This is a genomic window from Terrabacter terrae, from assembly GCF_039529575.1.
Classification (GTDB): Bacteria; Actinomycetota; Actinomycetes; order Actinomycetales; family Dermatophilaceae; genus Terrabacter; species Terrabacter terrae.
The window spans coordinates 1-2,807 of the sequence record NZ_BAAANB010000173.1; the positions used below are offsets into that span (position 1 = coordinate 1).

3 protein-coding genes are annotated in these 2,807 nt (G+C 66.6%); 2 read left to right on the plus strand and 1 reads right to left on the minus strand.

Going from position 1 to position 2,807, the window contains the following annotated elements:
* Positions 1–460 precede the first annotated feature (460 nt).
* A complete protein-coding gene (locus tag ABD194_RS20435; protein WP_343994943.1) occupies positions 461–1,063 on the plus strand; it encodes a DUF1326 domain-containing protein in 603 nt (200 codons plus the stop codon).
* Between the two features lie 4 nt (positions 1,064–1,067).
* Positions 1,068–1,895, plus strand: coding sequence for a DUF2182 domain-containing protein (locus ABD194_RS20440; RefSeq protein WP_343994945.1), 828 nt, complete (start codon positions 1,068–1,070; stop codon positions 1,893–1,895).
* A 186-nt stretch (positions 1,896–2,081) separates the two neighbouring features.
* Here ABD194_RS20440 and ABD194_RS20445 read toward each other — a convergent pair.
* The coding region (locus tag ABD194_RS20445; RefSeq protein ID WP_343994947.1) for an FAD-dependent monooxygenase at positions 2,082–2,807 on the minus strand (726 nt) is incomplete at its 5' end.

A 2,807-nucleotide genomic window follows, 5' to 3' on the forward strand; every position in this document is an offset into this window, starting at 1 on the left:
CGGCCATTTCCCGACAAGCGGCCCCGGTAGGCATCGTGGCCACTCGACGAAACCGGCCGCACCGCCGCGTGTCGGCAGTGCGTGCAGGTCCGTTGGAGCCTGCATCCTCAGCTGAACTATGACCTAGGAGAGGAGGACGCGGTCAGGCCTGGGGCGGCGGATGGTGGAAGGCGCGCACGCCAGATCGTTACGGTGCAAGCCCCTGCGGGCGCTCTCCGTGAGCTACGCCCTTCGGGGCGAGACCGTGTTACTCGTCCGACAGTTGAGAGCAATCGGATCGAGGACAGGGGAAGGGGACAGGTCGAGCCTGGCCACGGTTTCGGCGCGATGGCCACCCGGACTCAGCGACCGTCGTCCGGAAGGTCGGATATCGGACGTCGCTGACGCCGCAGCGGCGTCCCGGCCCGTTGACGGGGTTGACCTGCGGCGGGACACTCAGAGCTTGGGCAAGGGAGGGTTCATGTCGTGGAACCTGGCGGGAAGTTACGTCGAGACCTGTTCGTGCGAGCTCATGTGCCCGTGCAACCTGTCACTCGATCACGGAGCCACCTATGACTTCTGTCGCGTGACTCTCGTCTTCAACATCCACCAGGGTGCCGTCGACAGCACGGACGTCGGTGGCTGCAAGGTTGCGCTGATAGCCGATACGCCGAAGGTGATGACTGACGGCAACTGGAGCGTCGGGGTCTTCGTCGACGACCGCGCGACCGACGCCCAGTTCGACCAGCTCGTTCAGGTCTTCAGCGGGCAGTTGGGTGGGCCCATGGGGGCACTGGTTCCCCTGATCGGTGAGATGTTGGGCGTTGAGCGGGCGCGTATCGATGTTGACGATGACGGGCTGAGCCATAGCGTGCGCATCGGCGAGGTCATCGACTTCGAGATCGAGGACATCGTTCCGTTCGGGGTGGAGACCGGCCAGCCGGTGAAGTTCTCGGGGATGTTCCACCCGGCCGGTTCCGATCTGACGATGGCCGAAGCCAAACGGTCCAGAATCAAGGCCTTCGGGATCGAGTACGAAGGAAAGACAGGACTGTCCAAGTCGGACTTCTCGTGGGCCGCCTGAGGGAATGAGCGCCATCGGGTCGCCCACCTCGCCCGCCCAAAGAGGCCTTCGCCCGGCGTTCGCCGCCAGCCGCGCTCATTGGGTGCTCGTCGTAGCCCTCTTCGCCCTTACCGTAGCGGCCTGGTGGGAGACGGCCGAACAGATGCGCGGAATGGACGAGGGGCCCTGGACCGGCCTCGGCACGTTCGGATGGTTCCTCGGCGTCTGGGTGGTCATGATGGCGGCGATGATGTTCCCATCCATCGCTCCCACGGTCGCACTGTTCTCGCGGCTGAGCGGGCCGTCGTCACTGAAGCCGTGGGTGTTCACCGGCGGCTATCTCGTGACCTGGGCTGGTTTCGGAGTCGTCGCCTTCGTGCTCGGGCTCGCCGCAACCCATGCAGCGGCAGGCGAGCTGTCATGGGGACAGGCAGGGCGCCCGATAGCTGGGGCAATCCTGATCCTGGCCGCCGTCTACGAGCTGACACCACTCAAGAACGTATGCCTGGGCAAGTGCCGCAGCCCGCTCGGCACCCTTCTGGGGTCGTGGCGCGACGGCTCGCTCGGCGCCCTTCGCATGGGGCTGAAGAACGGTGCCTGGTGCGTTGGGTGCTGCTGGGCCCTGATGGCATCACTGTTCGCGTTGGGTGTCATGAGCCTCATCTGGATGGCCATCGTCGCTGGCTTCATCGCAGTCGAGAAGATCCTGCCGTGGCGCCGAACAGCCGTCTACGGCACGGCGCTCGTCCTCTTTGTGCTCGGCGTGCTCGTCCTCGTCGCCCCGGATGCGCTACCCGGCCTCACCGTTCCAGGACACGACTCCATGTCCGTGACGACACCGATGGGGCACTGAATGGCAAGAGCTCAATCGAGCGACTGCGTTCGGCACCCATCCGGCACTATTCGCTTCGCCCCGGAAACTTCCGGGAGTGCCGCATCGCTCCGAGCCGCAGGTCGAACACCCGCGTCATAGCGCCGCCAGTTGGACGCAAGACGCCCGCTGGCTTCTGCTCAAGTCAGTGCGTGGAGTTTGTGGCCTCTATCTGCTGCTGAGCGCGAGCGTCCGCACAGTGTGCAGGTAATCGTCGATCGCCGCCCTGTCACCGTCGCGTCCGGTGGCCGCGACATGACCATCGGGTCGGATCAACACCCGACCGGGCAGGCCGTCGTCCGGACCCGCGAGCACGTGCTCCCCGTCCCGGAGCGCCCCGAGGATCGTGCGGCCGTCCCGAAGACGGATGTTCGGCATCCGGTCCCCCGGCTCGGGCAGCCCCCGAAGTCGACCTCCGCTCGAGATCGGGCTGTCCGGGTAGGCGATCGCGAGCTGACCCATCCGGTTCGCCAGGCGCCGCTGCACGTCCGGAAGCTGCAGAAGCGGCATCCGCGCCCGTCGCACCGCGCGGAGGACTCGAGACGGTTCAGTCGCGAACTTCACCAAGTTGTCGGTGAAGGCCATCACCCTTTGCGTCGCGGGGTGCCGCTCCGCGCCATAGCTGTCGAGGAGCGAGTCTGCTGCTGCGCCGAGGACCACATGCGCCAGTTTCCAGCCCAGGTTGCCCGCGTCGTTGATGCCGAGGTTCATGCCCTGCGCGCCGGTCGGGGCGTGGATGTGGGCGGCGTCGCCGGCGAGGAACACACGGCCGGTCCGGTAGGCGTCGGTGGAGCGGATCTGGCACCGGAAGGTGTGGAGCGTCTCCGGGTCGCGGACGGTGATCCCGCCCGGGCCGCGCGCGTCGACGAGTCCCTGGATTTCCGCCAGCGTGGG

What these genes read in the sequence shown, in the direction of transcription:
- ABD194_RS20435 (WP_343994943.1), top strand. Translation starts at nt 461, where the DNA reads ATGTCGTGGAACCTGGCGGGAAGTTACGTCGAGACCTGTTCGTGCGAG.
- ABD194_RS20440 (WP_343994945.1), top strand. Translation starts at nt 1,068, where the DNA reads ATGAGCGCCATCGGGTCGCCCACCTCGCCCGCCCAAAGAGGCCTTCGC.